The 18,890-nt window shown below is 54.4% G+C and carries 16 protein-coding genes; 4 read left to right on the top strand and 12 right to left on the bottom strand.

Going from position 1 to position 18,890, the window contains the following annotated elements; all coding sequences use genetic code 11:
• Window positions 1–61: 61 nt before the first annotated feature.
• The 4 genes from artM to artP are packed head-to-tail and all read right to left on the bottom strand — an operon-like array spanning window position 62 to window position 2,958.
• On the bottom strand, window positions 62–733 hold the full coding sequence (gene artM / locus DAQ1742_RS09300) for an arginine ABC transporter permease ArtM (protein ID WP_035342312.1): 672 nt from the start codon (window positions 731–733) through the stop codon (window positions 62–64).
• Window positions 733–1,449, bottom strand: a complete 717-nt coding sequence (artQ, locus tag DAQ1742_RS09305) for an arginine ABC transporter permease ArtQ (protein WP_035342309.1) — start codon at window positions 1,447–1,449, stop codon at window positions 733–735. The genes artM and artQ overlap by 1 nt, the downstream gene beginning before the upstream one ends.
• A gap of 15 nt (window positions 1,450–1,464) precedes the next feature.
• A complete protein-coding gene (artJ, locus tag DAQ1742_RS09310) occupies window positions 1,465–2,196 on the bottom strand; it encodes an arginine ABC transporter substrate-binding protein (protein WP_035342308.1) in 732 nt (243 codons plus the stop codon).
• 33 nt (window positions 2,197–2,229) lie between these two features.
• Entirely contained in the window at window positions 2,230–2,958 is a 729-nt protein-coding gene (gene artP / locus DAQ1742_RS09315) for an arginine ABC transporter ATP-binding protein ArtP (RefSeq protein ID WP_180706325.1), read from the bottom strand.
• Window positions 2,959–3,296: 338 nt separating this feature from the next.
• Between artP and DAQ1742_RS09320 the strand changes: the two genes are divergently transcribed.
• Window positions 3,297–4,145 (top strand): N-acetylmuramoyl-L-alanine amidase, encoded by an 849-nt coding sequence (locus tag DAQ1742_RS09320; protein WP_035342302.1) that lies wholly within the window; start codon window positions 3,297–3,299, stop codon window positions 4,143–4,145.
• Window positions 4,146–4,165: 20 nt separating this feature from the next.
• On the opposite strand, the gene DAQ1742_RS09325 is transcribed toward DAQ1742_RS09320, so the two are convergent.
• The 3 genes from DAQ1742_RS09325 to hcp all read right to left on the bottom strand — a co-directional run bounded on the left by DAQ1742_RS09325 (window position 4,166) and on the right by hcp (window position 8,680).
• Window positions 4,166–5,635 (bottom strand): DUF2867 domain-containing protein, encoded by a 1,470-nt coding sequence (locus DAQ1742_RS09325; protein WP_083961045.1) that lies wholly within the window; start codon window positions 5,633–5,635, stop codon window positions 4,166–4,168.
• Between the two features lie 306 nt (window positions 5,636–5,941).
• On the bottom strand, window positions 5,942–6,964 hold the full coding sequence (hcr, locus tag DAQ1742_RS09330; protein ID WP_035342299.1) for an NADH oxidoreductase: 1,023 nt from the start codon (window positions 6,962–6,964) through the stop codon (window positions 5,942–5,944).
• Window positions 6,965–7,027: 63 nt separating this feature from the next.
• Entirely contained in the window at window positions 7,028–8,680 is a 1,653-nt protein-coding gene (gene hcp, locus DAQ1742_RS09335) for a hydroxylamine reductase (RefSeq protein WP_035342297.1), read from the bottom strand.
• A gap of 264 nt (window positions 8,681–8,944) precedes the next feature.
• On the opposite strand from hcp, the gene DAQ1742_RS09340 reads away from it, so the two are divergent.
• Complete coding sequence (locus tag DAQ1742_RS09340; protein WP_035342295.1) at window positions 8,945–10,606, top strand: ATP-dependent endonuclease; 1,662 nt, start codon at window positions 8,945–8,947, stop codon at window positions 10,604–10,606.
• A gap of 168 nt (window positions 10,607–10,774) precedes the next feature.
• On the opposite strand, the gene cspD is transcribed toward DAQ1742_RS09340, so the two are convergent.
• On the bottom strand, window positions 10,775–10,996 hold the full coding sequence (cspD, locus tag DAQ1742_RS09345) for a cold shock-like protein CspD (RefSeq protein ID WP_035342293.1): 222 nt from the start codon (window positions 10,994–10,996) through the stop codon (window positions 10,775–10,777).
• A 356-nt stretch (window positions 10,997–11,352) separates the two neighbouring features.
• On the opposite strand from cspD, the gene clpS reads away from it, so the two are divergent.
• The gene (gene clpS / locus DAQ1742_RS09350) at window positions 11,353–11,673 is read left to right on the top strand and encodes an ATP-dependent Clp protease adapter ClpS (protein WP_035342289.1); all 321 of its coding nucleotides are present in this window, start codon (window positions 11,353–11,355) and stop codon (window positions 11,671–11,673) included.
• 30 nt (window positions 11,674–11,703) lie between these two features.
• Complete coding sequence (gene clpA, locus DAQ1742_RS09355) at window positions 11,704–13,980, top strand: ATP-dependent Clp protease ATP-binding subunit ClpA (RefSeq protein WP_035342286.1); 2,277 nt, start codon at window positions 11,704–11,706, stop codon at window positions 13,978–13,980.
• Between the two features lie 264 nt (window positions 13,981–14,244).
• Here the strand turns inward: clpA and infA are convergent, their stop codons facing one another.
• From infA to cydD, 4 genes are all read right to left on the bottom strand, one after another.
• Window positions 14,245–14,463: a translation initiation factor IF-1 gene (infA, locus tag DAQ1742_RS09360; protein WP_002211347.1), complete on the bottom strand. Its 219-nt coding sequence runs from the start codon at window positions 14,461–14,463 to the stop codon at window positions 14,245–14,247.
• A gap of 91 nt (window positions 14,464–14,554) precedes the next feature.
• On the bottom strand, window positions 14,555–15,283 hold the full coding sequence (gene aat / locus DAQ1742_RS09365; RefSeq protein WP_035342283.1) for a leucyl/phenylalanyl-tRNA--protein transferase: 729 nt from the start codon (window positions 15,281–15,283) through the stop codon (window positions 14,555–14,557).
• A gap of 14 nt (window positions 15,284–15,297) precedes the next feature.
• On the bottom strand, window positions 15,298–17,022 hold the full coding sequence (gene cydC, locus DAQ1742_RS09370) for a heme ABC transporter ATP-binding protein/permease CydC (RefSeq protein ID WP_035346035.1): 1,725 nt from the start codon (window positions 17,020–17,022) through the stop codon (window positions 15,298–15,300).
• Window positions 17,023–17,060: 38 nt separating this feature from the next.
• A complete protein-coding gene (cydD, locus tag DAQ1742_RS09375; RefSeq protein WP_035342280.1) occupies window positions 17,061–18,827 on the bottom strand; it encodes a heme ABC transporter permease/ATP-binding protein CydD in 1,767 nt (588 codons plus the stop codon).
• Window positions 18,828–18,890 lie beyond the last annotated feature (63 nt).

Raw genomic sequence — 18,890 nt, forward strand, 5'->3', positions numbered from 1 at the left:
AGGATATAAAAATGCCGACACAGAGTGTCGGCATGCATACATCGAAAACAGTCTGGTGAGATCAGCCGTTGTGGCGCTCAAAGCGCAGTGCCCGGCGCTCAACCACGCGCATTAACAGTGTCAGCAGGCCGTTCACACACAGGTAAACCACCCCGGCGGCACCGAACACCAACACATCATATGTGCGTCCATACAACAATTGCCCGTAACCCATCACTTCCATCAGGGTAATGGTATAGGCCAGCGAAGTGCCTTTGAAGACCAGCACCACTTCGTTGGAATAGGACGACAGCGCCCGTTTGAAGGCAAACGGCAGCAGAATGCGTAATGTCTGGCGCTTATCCATGCCCAATGCGGCACAAGACTGCCATTGCCCGTCAGGAATGGCGCGCACAGCACCGTAAAATAACTGGGTGGTGTAGGCGGCGCTATTGAGTGCCAATGCCGTGACGGCACAAAACCACGGTTGTGACAGCAGGCTCCACAACCATGTTATCTGGCGGATGGCCTCAAATTGGCCTGGGCCGTAGTAAATCAGGAAAATTTGCACCAGTAGCGGCGTGCCGGTGAATAACGTGATGTAACCCTGTGCCAGTGAAGACAACAACGGGGTTTTTAGCGTCAGTACCACCGTCAGCGCCAGTGACAGCACTAACGCCAGCAGTAACGCCAGTACGGTCAGCAGCAGGCTGGTGTGCAGCCCTTTGAGCAGTTCTGGAATATAACTCAACATCAGCACGGCCTCCGCTCAAAACGCGTCGTTCGCGCTTCAATGCGCCGCAAAATAACCTGACTTATCAGCGTGATGACCAGATAAATCATCGCCGCTACCATATACCAGGTGAAGGGTTCTTGCGTGCGTGTGGCGATACTCTTGGTCTGTAACATCAGATCATTGACGCTAATAAGCGATACCAGCGCGGTATCCTTGAGCAGCACCAGCCATTGGTTGCCAAGCCCCGGCAGGGCGTGACGCCACATTTGCGGCATGATTAAACGGCGAAAGATAACGCTTTTGCGCATGCCCAGCGCCTGACCGGACTCCCATTGACCACGCGGCACTGCCTTGAGTGCCCCGCGCAGCGTTTGCGAGGCATAAGCGGCGTACAGCAACGACAGTGCAATCACACCGCACAGAAACGGGCTGACTTCGATGTTATCCATCGCAAGCCTGACAGGCAGTTGCATCACCCCGAGATTAAGGGTGAAGCCGTCTGACAAGACCAGCAGCAACTGCGAAGAGCCGAAGTAAATAAACAGCACGACCAGTATTTCCGGCAGGCCGCGCAGCAGCGTGACGAGTGCCGTGCCTGTGAAGCTGAGGGTTTTCCAGCGCGCGGTTTCCCACAATGCAAACAGCATTGCCAGTAACAGGCCCAGCGCCAGCGCACAAAGAGCAAGGCCGACGGTCATACCGGCGGCACTTGCGAGAGGATGAAGTTCAGTCATTGGTTATCGGTCAGATTACTGCTGGAACCATTTTTGGTAGATGGTCTGGTAAGTGCCATCCTGCTTGATTTTGTTCAGGGCCTCATTGAATTTCTTCACCAGTTCATCATTATTCTGACGAACAGCGATACCAAGGCCGATACCAAAGTAATCTTTATCAGTGACTTTGTTTCCCACAGAGGCCAGATTCGGGTTCTGTTTCAGCCACTCATTGACGACGGCGGTGTCACCGAATACCGCATCCAGACGGCCATTTTTCAGATCAAGAACCGCATTCTGATAGCTGTCATACGGTACAACCGTAATATCACTGTGCTTATCCAGCAGGAATTTCTGGTGTGTGGTGCCGTTTTGTACACCGACACGTTTGCCTTTGAGTGCGGCGACATCAGCGACCTGGCCTTTAGGCGCGATAAACAACGCCGAATTTTCATAATAAGGCTGGGTAAACGAAACCTGCTGCTGGCGTTCCGGCGTAATATCCATTCCGGCAATCACGGCGTCATAGCGACGGAATTTCAGACCGGGGATCAGGCTGTCAAACGCCTGATTGCTGAAAGTACAGTTGGCCTGGATCTGCTTACACAGCGCATTGGCCAAATCAATATCAAACCCGACTATCTGATTACCGGCATCGACGGACTCAAACGGCGGGTAGGACGCTTCGGTCGCAAAACGCAGGGTATCAGCCGCACTGGCTGACAAACTCAACCCGCCGAGCAGTGCGGCGATAAATAATGATTTCATATTATTATCCTTATTTAGCAAGGGGATAAACAATCAGTGAGATAAATAGCCAGCGAATTCAGGTGTCTGGGGTGCGGTGAAGTGCGAGGCATCGCCTTGTTCCACGACGCGACCATTTTCCATATACACCACGCGACTGGCTGTTTTACGGGCGAAATCCACTTCATGGGTGACTATCACCTGCGTGATACCGGTTTCACTCAGTTCCTGAATGATACTGACCACCTGAGCGGTGATTTCCGGGTCAAGGGCCGCAGTCGGCTCATCAAACAGCAGAACCTGTGGCTCCATCATCAGGGCGCGGGCAATGGCAACGCGCTGTTGCTGACCGCCTGAGAGATGCAGCGGATAGCGATCGGCGAAATCATTCAGGCGTAAGCGCGTAAGCAATTTTTCTGCACGCTTATGCGCATCCTGACGGTTGAGACCCAGTACGCGACAGGGCGCTTCGACCAGATTTTGCTGTACGGTCAGGTGCGGCCATAAATTGTATTGCTGAAACACCATGCCGACATTGCGACGCAGGTCACGAATGGCGGTTTCCGATGGCGGCTGGTTAAAGTCAAACGTGTTGCCGCCAATACTGAGCGTCCCTGAGCGGGGTGTTTCCAATAAATTAAGCACCCGTAATAACGAGCTCTTGCCAGCACCGCTTGGGCCAAGCAGTACCAACGTTTCTCCAGATGGGCAATCAAGGGTGACATCGAACAGCGCCTGATGTGCGCCATAGAAACAGTTAATGCTGTTTAGTTGAATACTCATGCGCAAGAATTGAATAGACATTGATGCCGCAAATGGTAGCCTCGGCAGAATAGTTATGCAATCGTCATGGGTTAAAATTTGCAATTACACGATTTATTGGCGATTTTTTAGCACAAAATCGCGCCTTGCGACCCAGACAGGTAGATTTGTCAGGGGGATAACCTTGCTCTGGTGGACAATCATCACCTGCCGCAGGCCAGGCTGTCAGTGCGTTAAGTTGCAAAAATATGTCGTGGGTGACGATGATGTTGCTGGTGCGTCATTTAATGGTAAAAATGGCTGAAAAAAACAGAGAATGCGGTGCATGTCGCGTCGTGAGATGAAGACGGATATTAACGATGAAAAGTGGACGATATGCCGTGTTATGGCTGCTGATCATGGTGCTGGGTGGGTGTCAGAGTCGTGACCGGGATCGCTATGTGGATAACGGTGAATATTGGCAGGCGCAACCTGCCATTGCCCAGAGTCACAGCCCGAGGGTGCGTTTTTTAGTGTTGCACTATACGGCTGAGGACTTTGATCGTGCTCTGGACACGCTGAGTGCCGGGAATGTCAGTGCGCATTATCTTGTTCCTGCGGCTCCGCCTTACCGTGAGGGGAAACCCGTGCTGTGGCAGCTCCTTCCAGAGACGCTGGCTGCCTGGCATGCTGGCAGCAGCTACTGGCGTGGCGTCAGACAGTTGAATACGTCCTCGATAGGCATTGAGCAGGAAAACCCCGGCTGGCGGCATACCGCTGCCGGCACTCGCTACTGGCAGCCTTATACCTCTGAGCAAATTGCCCTGGTGATAGCGCTGGCCCGGCAGATTATTCAACGTTATCACATTGATGCGCAGAACGTGGTGGGCCATAGCGATGTTGCTCCACAGCGTAAAATTGACCCCGGCCCGCACTTTCCCTGGCAACAACTGGCGCAGGCGGGCGTGGGAGCCTGGCCTGATGCCGAGCGCGTTCGCTTTTACCTGCGTCACCGCTATGAGTATGCGCCGGTTGAAAGGGCGGCGTTGCTGGAAAAACTGGCTCGCTACGGCTACGAGGTCAGGCCGGATATGAGCGACATTCAGCAGCGCCGGGTGGTGGCCGCGTTCCAAATGCATTTTCGGCCCCAGCGCTATGAGGGTGAAGCGGATGCGCAAACAGAGGCTATTGCGGAGGCATTACTGGAGAAATACCCCAGTGCCCCTTAACCCTTGTGAATTCAGGCCGGTTAATCACTCGATGAGATGCGAGTGACATCCCGCTGTTCTGCATCCTGCGCCAGTGTTGCAATTCGGCGCGCCATACCGCGAAAAATAAACAGATGGGCGGGCATCATGGCAAACCAGTAGCCGAGGCCTGCGGCACCCGCCGGGTGCCACCACGCTCGCACATCAAGCATCCGGTAAGTGCCGCGATCGTCAATCGTGAAGGCAAGACGCCCAAGGCCAGGCGCTTTCATGCCGAACAGTAACACCAACTGCTGACAAGGCTTTGCCCGGATTACTTTCCAGCCGTTGACCACGTCACCTTCAAATAATTCAGCCCGCATCGGGCGAGAGTAAATAACCTGATTACCGCACCAGTCATCGATTCTGGCACGCAACTGCCAAAGCCAGTTGGCGTAAAAATACCCCTCTTGCCCCCCGACCTGCTGTACGACTTGCCAGAGTGTCTGGCTGCTGGCCTGGGTTTTATAACTGCACCCCGCCTGCTTGGGATAAAACGAATATTCGGGCTGCCAGCGAGCCTGAACATCGGGGTCAAGCCCCCAGTCTGGGTGGTGTGATGCGGCATTTTCATCAGCAAGTGTTGCGCGTACCGCCTCGTCAAACCCTATCAACCGTTGTGGGATTAAGCGGCGCAGAGCGCGGTCATCCATCGGCAGGTCATGCCTGAGGCCTTGCACCAGCGCCCGAGCCGTTGAACTGCATACCGAGGTGACAAGATGAAGGAACCAGGCTGATACCAAACCGGTTGGCAGCGGCAGCGGGACCAGCAGGCGTCGTTTGCCGGTCAGGCGGATAAAGCGTGCAAACAAGTCCTGATAACTGAGGTACTCCGGGCCTGCCACATCAAAAATCCGGTGCTGTGAGTCCGGGTGATGACGAATGTCTGTCAGGTAGGTCAGCAAATTCTCCAGCGCAACCGGAGAGGACTTTGAGCGCACCCAGCGAGGAGGAGTCAGTACCGGCAGGTTGTTTACCATGTCGCGCATGATTTCGAAGGCGGCAGAGCCTGCACCAATAATAATACCGGCGCGTAGCTCGGTGACGGGAATGCCACTGCTGCGCAACACATCGCCGGTGAGTTTGCGTGCCTGCATGTGGACTGAGCGGGTATGGGATGTTTGAGCTGATCCCAGATAGATAATCTGCCGGACATTGCTGGTGCGCAGGATCTGGCGCAAATTCTGTGCCGACTGATATTCCCGCTCAAGGAAGTCGGCACCGTCTCCCATACTATGTACCAGATAGTAAAGCGTTTCTGCCTGCCATAACCCTTCGGGCAAGGTATGTGATTTCATCAAATCGACATATTCGCAGCGTACATCGGGAAGGTGGCGCGCGGCCAGTGAGTCAATATGACGTGAAGCAGCAATAACTTGCTGCCCTTGTCGGCTAAGGCGGGTAACGAGGTGACGACCAATGTAACCACTGGCACCAAGAATCAGTATCGGGGCGGGTTTGACGGTCATCATGGTATTTGCTCCTGCCACAACGGCGCGAGACGGGTCGCCGGTGTCCCTGTCGAATTCATACGACCTGAACGTGTAACCAGCCATATCGGGCTACACCGCATAGGCCATGCATAGTCCGGAGTGACGCTATTTTGGGGAAACGGCGCTGATTCCGGGTTTACCCCGTATGGCAATAAACCGGGTAAGTTACAGAAGACACTATAACCATAAGCGGTGACAGGAAAAACCCCGGCTTAACGTTATCTTAACGAAAGTGCGGGGTAGATTCCAATGACAGGAGCCTGTGGCAGGGCAGCCGACATCCGCTCAGGCTAATTCGACGTCGCCATGTAATTGACAACTGCATGCCAGCACATAGCCTTGCTCTATTTCAGCCTGCGTTAACGTCATGGTACTCGATGTGGTGTAGTGGCCACGGAGTATTTGGGTTTTACAACTGCCACAGACACCTGCCCGGCAGGCGGCATTGACCGGCAGATGATGGCTTTCGAGTGCAGCCAGCAGGCTGGTGCCCACCGGCACCGACACCGCTTGCAGTGAGTGGCGAATGCGCATGGTCAGGCTATTGCCATCCTCTGTCGGTTCAGAAGGCGGCGCGCCAAATTGCTCTTTGAAGAAATGTTCACGCGCCACACCCGCCTGCAAGCAGAATGTTTCTGCCTGCTGCATATAGGGGTGCGGGCCACATGTCATCACGGTTCTGCTGGCAATATCCGGCACACGCTGGTGCAGGACCTCTTCAGTCAGACGACCGCAGAGAAAACCGGCGTCGAGGTGATGCGGTTCCACCTGTTGCTCGGCCATCAGGGTCAGGTGCAATTGTTCAGGATGGCGCTGGCAGAGTGAACGCCACTCATCGGCAAAAATGACGTGTTGTGGGTCGCGCACATTGAAGATGACCTGAATATCTACCTCGGGCCGGTTGGCTAGCAACCAGCGCGTCATCGACATAATCGGCGTCACGCCACAGCCCGCCGCCAGCATCAGGTAGCGATCGCTTGCCAGATGGGTACAGGTAAATTCACCTTGTGCATCAGAAAGCCACAACTCGGTGCCGGGTTTGACGTGTTCTGTCAGCCAGCGAGAACCTATGCCGTTCTCCAGCCGACGCACCGTTAACGTAATAAAGCGGCTGATGCCCGGTGTGGATGACAGGGTATAGGCGCGCAGCGTTTCCTCGCTGTTAGCGATACTCACCAGCGCGTACTGACCGGGTTGCCAGGGATAAAAATCATGGCTAATCAGAGATAAAGTCCAGACATCCGGGGTTTCCTGATGCAGAGAATGGACTTGCATGCGATGAGGGCATTGTGCGGTAGGCATGGCCATCGGGGATCTCCATAACAGCCTTCCACCCGAGGGCAGGCGGAAGGCGAAACTAACAGATGTCAATCAGGCAACAAGAATGTCTTTTAAATCTTGCTCGACCGTCGTAATGGCACGCATACCAAATTTTTCATTCAGGATGGCCAGCAATGACGGCGTCAGGAAAGCCGGTGCCGTCGGGCCGGTGTAAATGTTTTTCACACCCAGCGCCAGTAACGTCAGCAAAATGACGATAGCTTTTTGTTCGAACCAGGAGAGGATCAGGCTCAACGGCAGATCGTTAACGCCGCATCCCAGTTTCTCTGACAGATTGACCGCCAGCATGATGGCGGCATAAGCATCGTTACACTGGCCGACGTCCAGCAGGCGCGGCAAACCTTCCAGCGTGCCGAAATCCAGCTTATTGAAGCGATACTTGCCGCAGGCCAGCGTCATTATCAGGCAATCCTGAGGGATGCTACGCGCAAAGTCGGTGTAATAACTGCGCTCGTCCCGGCTGCCATCGCAACCGCCAACCAGGAACACATGGCGTAATTTTTTGCTGGCGACCAGGTCGATGACGGTATCTGCTGCGTTAAGTAATGTCTGGCGGCCGAAACCGACGGTAATCATGTGCTCGATTTCGCTATACGGGAAGCCCGGCAACTGCTGTGCCTGCGCGATGATGGCACTGAAATCGTCCCCTTCCAGATGTTGTGCACCCGGCCAGCCGACGATGCTGCGAGTCCAGATTCTATCGGTATACTGCCCGACGTTAGGGTCAATAATACAGTTTGATGTCATCACGATGGGGCCGGGGAATGTGGCGAACTCGCTTTGCTGATTCTGCCAGCCACTGCCGTAGTTACCGACCAGATGTGCAAACTTCTTCAGTTCCGGGTAGCCGTGAGCGGGCAACATCTCGCCGTGCGTATAGATATTGATGCCAGTGCCTTCTGTCTGCTCAAGCAACATACGCAGGTCTTTCAAGTCATGACCGGAGATAAGAATCGCTTTCCCGGCAACCGCGCGAACATTGACTTGCGTCGGTTGCGGGTGGCCATAGGCGGTGGTTTCACCGTTATCCAGAATCGCCATAACGCCGAAATTCATCTTGCCTATTGCCAGCGCATTACCGAGCAGGGTATCCACATCGGTCGGTGCAGTACCAAGCCAGGCCATGAACGCGTGAAATTCGGCATACAACGCGTTGTCATACTGGCCTAAAACATGGGCGTGCTCCATATACGCCGCTGCCCCTTTCAGGCCATACAGGCACAGCATGCGCAGGCCGTGGAGATCTTCACCAATCGCTGCTTTATCTTTATTTAGCGCAAATTCAGCGGCCTGTTGTAACAGGGCAGGCAGGTCGTCACCAGCCAGTTGCAATTCAGCCATCGGGTGGTCAACCACGACACTGGCATCCAACAGGCGGCAGCGCGCAGCCAGCGTCTGGCGCATGGCAATAGCCTCTTGGGCATAGCCAATAATACGCGGTGAGTCAAAGTTGACATTGGTCAGTGTGGAGAAGAATGCGCGCGGACCAAATTGGTCGATGTCATGGTCGATAATCCCCAGTGCGCGGGCCTGTAGGGCCCAGGCTGACAGCCCCTGAAGCACCGCAACCAGCAGGTCTTGCAGGTCAGAGGTTTCAGCCGTTTTGCCGCACATGCCCTGTGCGTAGGCGCAACCGTTGCCGGCAGGAGTTCGGATGGTTTGTTCACATTGCACACAATACATGATGGCTTCCTTTTAAAGTTGCATTTTTAATGCCTGTTATGAGGATAGAACGCCAGACAAAAACGAAAAAGGTTTTTTAAATGCAACTTAAGGCAAGATTGATTTGGCGCAATTTTCGTGCATGGATAGCAATCATTCGCATTGCTTCGTTTCCCCGCTGTTACACATTTTTATGCGTTGCGAGGCAGATTCAGGGGCAAGGGCTTGACCCTGCTGCGCGTTTGTCGTCATGCTCGCACTCAGACCACAGAACGGGAGGCACGGATGTATCTGGAAAGAGTCGAAATTCTTGGATTCCGTGGGATTAACCGCCTATCGCTGACGCTTGACGACAATACGGTGCTGATTGGTGAAAATGCCTGGGGAAAATCCAGCCTGCTGGATGCGCTCTCATTGCTGCTGGCTCCGTCACTGCCACTCTATCATTTTGATTTACAAGATTTTCACTTTACACCCGGCGATGAATCCAGTCGTGAACGGCATTTACAGGTCATTTTTACCTTTTGCGAGTCTGAACCCGGCCATCATCTGGCACCGCGCTATCGTTCGCTGTCACCGGTTTGGGTAAAAGGGGAAGGGCGATTACACCGCCTCTTCTACCGCCTGGAGGGCGAGGTGGATGACAGTCAGGCAATTTTCACCTGGCGCAGTTTTCTGGATGCGAACGGCCACGCATTAGCGCTGGAGAATATCGACTGGCTGGCCAGTGAAGTGGTGCGGCTGCATCCGGTGTTACGCTTGCGTGATGCCCGGTTTATTCGGCGTTTTCGCCCCGGCACCCTGATGCCGCAAATCGATAACAATGAACGGCTCTCGCATCAGTTTGAAACACTGATGCGAGAGCTGGCGCAAAACCCTAATCGATTAACGAATCAGGAACTGCGTCAGGGCCTGGTGGCGATGCGCCAACTGGTAGAACACTATTTCTCGGAACAAAGCGCAGAGCCGAATGAGAAACGGCATCACCGCCATGCCCGTACCGGTAACGGGCGCGCCTGGCGGTCGCTTGATTCGATTAACCGAATGATTTCCGGGCCCAATAGCCGCAGTCGCCGGATCATTTTGCTGGAACTGTTCTCGACATTACTACAGGCGAAAGGCTCTGTCGCGCTAGACCCGCATGCGCGGCCCCTGCTGTTGATTGAAGATCCAGAAACCCGGTTACACCCGATCATGCTGTCGGTGGCCTGGGGCTTGCTGACCCAATTACCGTTACAAAAAGTGACGACTACCAATTCCGGCGAGCTGCTGTCGCTGGTACCTGTTGAACAGGTGTGCCGGTTGGTGCGTGAGTCGGCCAAGGTTGCCACCTACCGCATTGGCCGTCAGGGGTTGTCAGCGGAAGACAGCCGTCGTATTACGTTTCATATTCGCTTTAATCGGCCATCGTCACTGTTTGCCCGTTGCTGGTTGCTGGTCGAGGGTGAAACGGAAGTGTGGATGCTCAATGAATTGGCCCGCCAGTGTGGTCACCATTTTGAGGCAGAAGGGGTGCGCGTGATTGAATTTGCACAAGCCGGGTTAAAGCCGTTACTGAGGTTTGCTTATCGTATGGGCATTGAATGGCATGTACTGGTGGATGGCGATGACGCCGGAAAGAAATATGCCGCAACAGCGCGTAGCTTGCTGCAATCACAGGGGGAAGCGGAGCGCGACCATCTGACGGTACTGACCGCGCCAGATATGGAACATTTTATGTACCGCAACGGATTTAGTCAGGTTTACCATCGGGTGGCTCAATTGCCCGACCCGGTGCCCTTATCGGCGGCGAAAGTGATAGCAAAAGCGATTCACCGCACGTCCAAACCCGACCTGGCCATTGAGGTTGCTCTGGCGGCCGCGTCTTATGGGGAATCGGCCATTCCACCGCTGATTCGCAGCATGTTTTCCCGGGTGTTATGGCTGGCGCGCGGGCGTGCTGACTGATTGGCGAAGGGCGTGGCAGCGTGTGCCAGCCGGTGGCAGTTGAACCGAGCCGAGAGTGATTAACCCATGACTAAAAAATGCCGCCCGCGGCGCGGTTGGCATTAAATTTATTGAGTGCCCTGGTCAAGGCATTGACAGGTGAGAGGCCGGAAAATACGAGGCTGACGTTCAGGCGATCGCTTCGCCAATAACCGGCACTATCAGGCTGGCGTGATTTCCTTTCGGCCCCTGATGCACGGTGAATTTCACAACCTGACCCGCCTTTAGCGTTCGGTAACCGTCCATCTGGATGGTGGAATAGTGAGCGAAAATATCTTCCCCTCCGCTTTCGGGACAAATAAAGCCAAAGCCCTTGGCGTTATTGAACCATTTAACAGTACCTGTCTCCATACATCTTCATCCTTCGCTAGAGTGTGCTCTAAGGTGAGGTTATTGGTTTAAGGCTGAATGAATTGATTAAAACACCATCAATTCACTTCTACACTCTATTGAAATCGTTTTAAGCGTCAAGCATCGCAATCTGACACTTTGTATCAGGTTTGTGAAAATTTGATACAGATAACGCTATTGATGGTTTTTATTGCCGTTAATATCAAAAGGAGATAGGGCGGATTTGGGGCGTAACAGCAAGGGGAGGGCAGCGCGATTTTGACCGCGCGGTGATACAATAAAAACAGACAGCCGCTGCGTAATGCAGTTGGCGCATTATGTATCACAATAAGTATCAGCACGGATTTGGATTGAAGATGGTAAATCATAGCACCGGGACGCAGACCGACGGGCAGACGACAGCGCAGCATATCGAAACCTTGCGGCCACCTTCGATGTATAGCGTCGTATTGAACAACGATGATTACACACCGATGGAATTTGTTATTGACGTTCTGCAAAAGTTCTTTTCTTATGATATTGAACGTGCAACGCAACTGATGCTGACGGTTCACTATCAGGGTAAGGCTATCTGCGGTGTTTACAGTGCCGAAGTGGCGGAAACCAAGGTGGCACAGGTGAACCGGTATGCCAGGGAGAATGAGCATCCGTTGCTCTGTACGCTGGAAAAAGCCTGAAATTAGGGCAATTTATTGGGGGAGGTGGCTATGCTCAATCAAGAACTGGAACTCAGTCTCAACATGGCTTTCGCCAGAGCGCGTGAGCACCGACACGAGTTTATGACCGTGGAGCATTTGTTACTGGCTCTACTTAGCAACCCTTCCGCACGCGAGGCTCTTGAAGCCTGTACGGTCGATCTGACCGCGTTGCGCCAGGAACTGGAAACGTTTATCGAACAGACGACACCAACACTGCCGCCAAGCGACGAAGAGCGGGATACCCAGCCTACGCTGAGTTTTCAACGTGTGTTGCAACGCGCTGTGTTTCATGTGCAGTCATCCGGGCGCAGTGAAGTTTCCGGGGCCAATGTGTTGGTCGCCATCTTCAGTGAGCAGGAGTCTCAGGCAGCGTATCTGCTGCGCAAGCATGATGTCAGTCGGCTGGACGTGGTGAATTTTATTTCCCACGGTACGCGTAAAGAGGACTCCGGCCCGGCGGCAAGCCAGGAAAATCCGGTTAACGAAGAACAGGCTGGCGGGGAGGAGCGTATGGAAAACTTCACCACAAATCTCAACCAGCTTGCCCGTGTCGGGGGAATCGACCCACTGATTGGACGAGACAGTGAACTGGAGCGTACGATTCAGGTCTTGTGCCGCCGCCGCAAAAACAATCCGTTACTGGTGGGCGAATCAGGCGTTGGCAAAACGGCGATTGCTGAAGGGCTGGCATGGCGCATCGTACAAGGTGATGTGCCGGAGGTGATGGCGGGCTGTACGCTTTATTCGCTGGATATCGGGTCACTGCTGGCGGGAACCAAATACCGCGGTGATTTCGAAAAACGCTTTAAAGCCTTGCTAAAACAGCTCGAACAGGATCAAAACAGCATTCTGTTTATTGATGAGATTCATACCATCATTGGCGCGGGGGCGGCTTCTGGCGGGCAGGTGGATGCCGCTAACCTGATAAAACCGCTGTTGTCCGGCGGTAAGATTCGGGTAATCGGTTCTACCACCTATCAGGAATTCAGCAATATCTTTGAAAAAGACCGTGCGCTGGCGCGTCGTTTCCAGAAAATTGATATTACCGAGCCAAGCGTTGAGGAAACGGTACAAATCATCAACGGCCTGAAAACAAAATATGAAGCGCACCACGATGTTCGTTATACCGCGAAGGCGATTCGTGCTGCGGTAGAGCTGGCAGTGAAATACATCAACGATCGCCATCTGCCAGATAAAGCCATTGATGTGATTGATGAAGCGGGAGCTCGTTGCCGTCTGCTGCCTGTCAGTAAACGCAAGAAAACGGTCAACGTGGCGGATATTGAATCGGTGGTGGCGCGTATTGCCCGGATTCCTGAGAAAACCGTATCAGCCAGTGACCGCGATGTACTGCGTAGCCTGAGCGATCGGCTGAAAATGCTGGTATTTGGTCAGGACAAAGCGATTGAGGCGCTGACTGAGGCCATCAAGATGAGTCGTGCCGGGCTTGGGCATGAGCGCAAGCCGGTCGGGTCATTCCTGTTTGCCGGCCCTACCGGGGTAGGTAAAACCGAAGTCACGGTGCAACTGGCGAAAGCGCTGGATATCGAATTGCTGCGCTTTGACATGTCGGAATATATGGAGCGCCACACCGTCAGCCGCCTGATTGGTGCGCCTCCGGGTTATGTGGGTTACGATCAGGGGGGCCTGCTGACGGATGCGGTCATCAAACACCCGCATTCAGTGCTGCTGCTTGATGAGATAGAAAAAGCCCATCCAGACGTGTTCAACTTGCTATTGCAGGTGATGGATAACGGCACCCTGACTGACAATAACGGGCGTAAAGCGGACTTCCGCAACGTGATCGTCGTCATGACTACTAACGCCGGTGTGCGAGAAACCCAGCGTAAATCTATCGGGCTTATCCATCAGGATAACAGCAGCGATGCGATGGAAGAGATCAAGAAAGTGTTTACACCGGAGTTCCGCAACCGGCTTGATGGCATTATCTGGTTCAACCATTTGTCAGCGCAGGTTATCCAGCAGGTGGTGGATAAATTTATCGTCGAATTGCAGGCGCAGCTTGATGCCAAAGGCGTCTCGCTGGAAGTCAGCGAAGAAGCCCGGAACTGGCTGGCTGAAAAAGGGTATGACAAAGCAATGGGGGCTCGCCCGATGGCGCGGGTGATTCAGGAAAACCTCAAAAAACCGCTGGCTAATGAGTTGTTGTTTGGCTCGCTGGTTGATGGTGGGGCGGTGAAAGTGGAGCTTGATAGTGCCGTACAACAGCTCACTTACCGTTTCCTGAGTGCGCAAAAAACCAAAACGGAAGGTGCGGTGCACTAGCCGGGCGCAATTGCGCATCATCCCGATGGGCTCTCGGCCCACGATTTAAGCAAAAGGGCATCGTCGGTGCCCTTTTTTTATGCCGTCATGTTTATGCTGCACGGCAACGCAACAGTGCTGATACCGTTAGCCACAATCAGTACGGCAGCATGCCTGTCCGTAGCGCGACGCCATCGCTTTCCCTAAAATGCAAAAACCCCTGCCAGTATGGCAAGGGCTGAAAGCCGACATCCAAACGCATCGCTCTGAGCGATGACCGGGCTGTTAACGGCTACGGAAGACAATGCGGCCTTTGCTCAGGTCGTACGGGGTCAGTTCCACAGTCACTTTGTCACCCGTCAGGATGCGGATATAGTTTTTACGCATTTTACCGGAGATATGAGCGGTAACCACGTGCCCGTTTTCCAGCTCAACGCGGAACATGGTGTTGGGCAGCGTATCCAGCACGGTGCCTTGCATTTCAATATTGTCTTCTTTGGCCATCGAATCCTCTAGGTTTAATTACCTTGGTTTTTAACCGGCAAGATAATGCCGAAAAACCCTCATTATGTAAAGGCGCGTAAGTGATTGATGCTCATTTATCGCTATTGTCTGACAGATAATCCGGGGGAAAAGTCAGTGTTTGTGGCTGCCAGCAGCCTGCTTTCAGGCGGATTTGCTGTAGTGATGGCAGCCGGGTGAGAAAGGCGCGCCGGGGTAGCTCGCGCGCTCCCAGAGACGCAGTATGGGGGTTGAGTACCTGACAGTCAATCAACTGGCCGCCGCAGTCGGTAAAATGCGATAAGAACGCCGCCAGCGCGAATTTTGAGGCGTTATCTGCACGACTGAACATGGACTCACCACAAAACAGCCCGCCCTGGGCAATACCGTACAATCCACCGACGAGCTGTTGCCCGCGCCAGACTTCGACGGAATGGGCGTGGCCGGTCTGATGTAGCTGTAGGTAAGCCTGCACCATTTCATCGCTGATCCACGTTCCTTCGTCACGTTCACTGGCGCAGGCTGCAATAACCGCTGAGAAAGCGTGATTGAGCGTAACCTGATAGGGCGCACGCCGAATGCATTTCTTCATGCTGCGACTGAGATGAAATTCGCCAGGAAAGAGAACGGCACGCGGATCAGGGCTCCACCACAGAATCGGGTCAGGGGGCGAAAACCATGGAAATATCCCCTGGCTATACGCGATTAACAGGCGCTCAGGGGACAAATCACCACCAAAAGCCAGCAGACCATTCGGGTCGCGCAAGGCTGTTTGCGGGTTAGGAAACGCAAGTGAGAACGGCGACAGCTCCGGCAATAGCATAAGGCAGCCCCTGGTTACAGGTGTTGATGAAATTGCCAGTAGCGACCCTGACGTGCCATTAACGCATGATGTGTCCCGTGTTCTGCCAACTGACCATCATCCAGCACAAACACGCGATCCATGGTTTCCAGCCCACTCAGACGATGCGTTATCATCAGTAGCGTTTTATCCTTACACTGGTCGCGCAACAACGTCAGAATGCGTTGTTCGGTGTCGGCATCCAGCCCTTCGGTGGGCTCGTCAAGCAATACCAGCGGGGCAGGATGCAACAAGGCCCGGGCAATACCGATACGGCGCTGCTCGCCACCGGACAACTGCCGGCCACCTTCTCCGAGCCAGGCATTCAGCCCCTGTTCATCATTGAGCAACTTTTCAAGCCCAACCTGATTGAGCACATGTATTAATTGTTCATCGTGAGCGTCTGGCGCAGCCAGACGCAGGTTATCGCGTAACGTACTGCTAAAGATATGCACACGTTGTGGCACCACACACATACTTTGGCGCAAGCTGGCCTCTGGCCAGGCTTTCAGCGGGAGATCATTGAGGCGAATGTCTCCATCGCTACAGTCCCAGGCGCGGGTCAACAATTGCAGTAACGTCGATTTACCGCATCCGGTGCGGCCTAACAGGGCGACATGTTCTCCTGCTGCCAGCGTCATTGACACCTCGTGCAGCGTTGCCTGAGGCTGGTCAGGGTAATGAAAACTCACTTTATCGAGCGTCAACTGAAGTTGCTGAGGGCTGGCCGGGCCATGTTCTGCAAAAGTGACCGCTGGATGCAGTTGCAGTAACTGGCGTACACGGGCTGCGCTCGCGGCAACCTGACCAATGTGCTGAAATGCACCTGCGACCGGGCCCAGTGCCTCAAATGCGGCCAGTGATGCAAACACAAACAGTGCGATGAGCGGCCCCGGTTGTGACGCACCACCAACACCTCCTGCTGCCAGCCACATCAGCAAGGTGGCAGTCAGACCACCAGCGGCGATGAACAAGGCCTGAGAGAGTGCACTTAGCGCCGCCTGCTGGCGCTGGCGCATCAGCCAGCGCTGTTCCAGTGTTTCCAGTTGCTGGCGAAAGGCAGCCAGTGCGCCGAAAATTGTCAATTCCGCCTGCCCTTGTAACCAGGTGGTCAACTGTACCCGATAATCGGCACGTAATGCCGTCAAATCGGTGCCGATAGGCCAGCCAGCGCGATAAAACAGCGGTGGTAAAAGCAGTAGCAGCACCAGCATGATGGCGGCAAGCGTGAGTGCCAGCGCAAGATCCAGCAGACTCAGGCCATAAGCCATGACCAGGATCACGGCCAACGCACTGACCAGTGGTGATATGACCCGCAGATAGAGGTGATCCAGCGTATCGACATCGGCCACCAGCCGGTTTAACAATTCCGCTTGTCGAAAACGAACCAGCCCGCCCGGCGTGAGAGGCAGGATGCGGCGAAAGGTAAAAACACGCAGATGGAGCAGAACACGAAACGTGGCATCATGGCTGACAAGCCGCTCAAAGTAGCGGCTTGCGGTGCGCAAAATCGCCGCCCCCCGGACACCGGCGGCAGGCAGGATGTAATTGAAGGTGGTTAACCCGGCAAGGCCCGCAACCGCAGAAGCGGCTAAAAACCAGCCGGAGAGTGTCAGCAGGCCAATGCTGGCAAGCAGCGTCATGATAGCCAGTATCACCCCGAGCCCCAATTGCATACTGTGGCGACGATAGAGTGCCAGAAAGGGTTTCAACTCCTGCATGATGCGCATTTTTTTTATATCACTCTGTTTGTCCATAATTACAACACCCCTTGCCGTTGGGCCAGCAGATGGGCAAATGGCCCGGCGGACTGGGATAGGCTGGCATAATCACCTTGCTGAACCAACTGACCATCAACCATGACCCAGATAACATCATAATCACGGATTTCCGTTAGCTGATGCGTTACCAGCAGCGTCGTTTGATGCAATGCGGCGTTGCGTAATGCTTCCATTACCCGCCGTTCGCTGTGGGCATCAAGACTGGCGGAGGGTTCATCCAGCAACATTAACTGACAAGGGTGCAACAGCGCACGGGCAACCGCGACCCGTTGGGCCTGACCAACGGACAACCGCGCTGCGCCGTCACCGAGTGGTGTCTCAAGCCCGGCGGGCAGCGAGGGTAAAAATTCATGCACATAGGCGCGCTCCAGCGCGGTTTGCAGTTCCGCCTCGGTGGTGTGCGGCCGACCCAGTTGAATGTTTTCTCTAAGGGTGGTGGCCGGCAGATGGGGATGTTGCCCGACCCAGCTCAGGTAACGCCGCCAACTGGCAGTGGAAAGGGTGCGAAGTTCCGTGCCGTTGACGGTCAGTGACCCGGTGTAGGGTAAAAAACCCAACAGCAGGTTTAATAGGGAGCTTTTACCCGCGCCACTGGGGCCAACCAACGCAACGCGTTGCCCGGCATTCAACCGGAAGTTGAGTGGCCCGGCCAGAATACTTCCGCCGGGAGATAAGATGGTTAAATCGCAGGCGACCAGTGTGATGGCCGTGTCGCTATGAAAGGTGTCAGTTCCGGTACCGGTATTCTCACCCGCATGAGTCATAAAGTGCTGTAAGGCATCCGCCGCACCGACAGCCTGGGCCTTCGCATGGTAATACGTGCCCAGATCGCGCAGTGGTTGAAAGAACTCCGGTGCCAGAATCAGTACCAGGAAACCGGCAAACAGCGTAACGCTTGTGCCGTAGCTGCCGAAATGCAGTTCGCCCAGATAAGAGAAACCAAAATAAACAGCCACAACCGCGATAGAGACGGAGGCGAAAAACTCCAGTACACCGGAAGAGAGAAAGGCCATGCGCAGCACCTCCATCGTCCGGCTGCGAAACTGTTCTGATGCCTGCTGAATGTGGTTTATTTCGGCCTGTGAGCGGTGAAACAGGCGCAGAGTTTCAAGCCCCCGTAAACGGTCAAGGAAATGGCCACTCAGGCGGGCCAGCGCCTGAAAGTTACGACGATTGGCATCAGCGGCTCCCATGCCAACCAGCGCCATAAACAGCGGGATAAGGGGCGCGGTAAGCAGCAAAATCAAGCCCGCCGCCCAGTTGACCGGAAAGACCGTACCTAAAATGAGCAACGGAATTATTGCGGCCAGATACATTTGTGGCAGGTAGCGGGCGTAGTAGTCCTGCATGTCGTCAACCTGTTCGAGTATCAGCGTTGCCCAACTGCCCGCTGGCTTGCCCTGAATCCACGCCGGGCCTAATTGTTGCAGCTGATCGAGCACTTGCTGGCGAATATGCTGGCGCACGGCTTGTCCACAGCGGAACCCCACTTTCTCGCGTACCCAGCTCAGCCACGCGCGCAGAACAAATGCCCCCGCCAGCAGGCCGAAGGTGCCTGTCAGCGCCTGACGCGGGGTGTGGATGATAATCAGCTCATGCAGTAAGGAGGCCATCAGCCAGGCTTGAGCGACGATGAGTAAGCCACTCACCAGCCCCAGTATCAGTGATAAACGCAGCCAGCGATGGGCCAGTCGGCTTTGCTGCTTCAGCCAGCGGGTCAGTTCTCGTTGTCGTGTCTCTTTCATGCGTTGTGGGTCGCTTCCAGTAAATACAGGCGGATAAAACATGGGAATAACGTTTAAATAACC

The organism is Dickeya aquatica (assembly GCF_900095885.1).
GTDB classification, from domain to species: Bacteria; Pseudomonadota; Gammaproteobacteria; order Enterobacterales; family Enterobacteriaceae; genus Dickeya; species Dickeya aquatica.

Excerpts from the sequence above, each read along its gene's own strand:
- artM (WP_035342312.1), bottom strand. The coding sequence starts at position 733 with ATGTTGAGTTATATTCCAGAACTGCTCAAAGGGCTGCACACCAGCCTG.
- artQ (WP_035342309.1), bottom strand. The coding sequence starts at position 1,449 with ATGACTGAACTTCATCCTCTCGCAAGTGCCGCCGGTATGACCGTCGGC.
- artJ (WP_035342308.1), bottom strand. The coding sequence starts at position 2,196 with ATGAAATCATTATTTATCGCCGCACTGCTCGGCGGGTTGAGTTTGTCA.
- artP (WP_180706325.1), bottom strand. The coding sequence starts at position 2,958 with ATGAGTATTCAACTAAACAGCATTAACTGTTTCTATGGCGCACATCAG.
- DAQ1742_RS09320 (WP_035342302.1), top strand. The coding sequence starts at position 3,297 with ATGAAAAGTGGACGATATGCCGTGTTATGGCTGCTGATCATGGTGCTG.
- DAQ1742_RS09325 (WP_083961045.1), bottom strand. The coding sequence starts at position 5,635 with ATGATGACCGTCAAACCCGCCCCGATACTGATTCTTGGTGCCAGTGGT.
- hcr (WP_035342299.1), bottom strand. The coding sequence starts at position 6,964 with ATGGCCATGCCTACCGCACAATGCCCTCATCGCATGCAAGTCCATTCT.
- hcp (WP_035342297.1), bottom strand. The coding sequence starts at position 8,680 with ATGTATTGTGTGCAATGTGAACAAACCATCCGAACTCCTGCCGGCAAC.
- DAQ1742_RS09340 (WP_035342295.1), top strand. The coding sequence starts at position 8,945 with ATGTATCTGGAAAGAGTCGAAATTCTTGGATTCCGTGGGATTAACCGC.
- cspD (WP_035342293.1), bottom strand. The coding sequence starts at position 10,996 with ATGGAGACAGGTACTGTTAAATGGTTCAATAACGCCAAGGGCTTTGGC.
- clpS (WP_035342289.1), top strand. The coding sequence starts at position 11,353 with ATGGTAAATCATAGCACCGGGACGCAGACCGACGGGCAGACGACAGCG.
- clpA (WP_035342286.1), top strand. The coding sequence starts at position 11,704 with ATGCTCAATCAAGAACTGGAACTCAGTCTCAACATGGCTTTCGCCAGA.
- infA (WP_002211347.1), bottom strand. The coding sequence starts at position 14,463 with ATGGCCAAAGAAGACAATATTGAAATGCAAGGCACCGTGCTGGATACG.
- aat (WP_035342283.1), bottom strand. The coding sequence starts at position 15,283 with ATGCTATTGCCGGAGCTGTCGCCGTTCTCACTTGCGTTTCCTAACCCG.
- cydC (WP_035346035.1), bottom strand. The coding sequence starts at position 17,022 with ATGCAGGAGTTGAAACCCTTTCTGGCACTCTATCGTCGCCACAGTATG.
- cydD (WP_035342280.1), bottom strand. The coding sequence starts at position 18,827 with ATGAAAGAGACACGACAACGAGAACTGACCCGCTGGCTGAAGCAGCAA.